The sequence below is a fragment of the Mesorhizobium sp. M2A.F.Ca.ET.042.01.1.1 genome, assembly GCF_003997405.1.
Classification (GTDB): domain Bacteria; phylum Pseudomonadota; class Alphaproteobacteria; order Rhizobiales; family Rhizobiaceae; genus Mesorhizobium.
The window spans coordinates 1-512 of the sequence record NZ_RZRX01000643.1 but is presented as its reverse complement, the minus strand read 5'-3'; the positions used below and the strand labels follow the sequence as shown (position 1 = coordinate 512).

The window sequence follows — 512 nt, the reverse complement described above, 5'->3', positions numbered from 1 at the left end:
ACGCGGAGCTGCTGCGCGCCGACGGGCCGCATGCGCCGAGCACCGTACGGCGGAGGCTCTCGAGCTGGTCGACGCTGACCGGATGGCGCGGGCTGAAAGGCAAGTTCAATGCGCCGGGCCTCAGATCGGCGCTGAAGCTGGCCGTGCGGGCCAGTCCGCGACAGCGCAAACGCAAAAGCGCGAAAGCGGTGACCGCGGACGTGCTGTCCGCCCTGGTGCAGGTCTGTGCCGGCGAGCGCCTGGTCGACGTCCGCGACCGCGCCTTGTTGCTGACGGCCTTTGCTTCCGGCGGCCGCCGTCGCAGTGAAGTCGCATCGCTGCGCCTCGAGCAGCTGGTCGAGCAGGATCCCGTCCCGGCCGACCCGAAAAACCCGGACAGCCCGCTTCTCCCCTGCTTGAGGATCAACCTCAGCCGCACCAAGACGACCGAGGCCGACGACGACGCCTTTGCGCTGCTGGTTGGCCGCCCGGTGACGGCTCTGCTGGACTGGCTGGAGCACGCGGGCGTCTCC

General features: G+C 70.1%; 1 pseudogene. It reads left to right on the top strand.

Annotated elements, in window-relative coordinates:
• Positions 1-512: pseudogene (locus EOA23_RS35350) on the top strand (integrase); the annotation flags it as partial.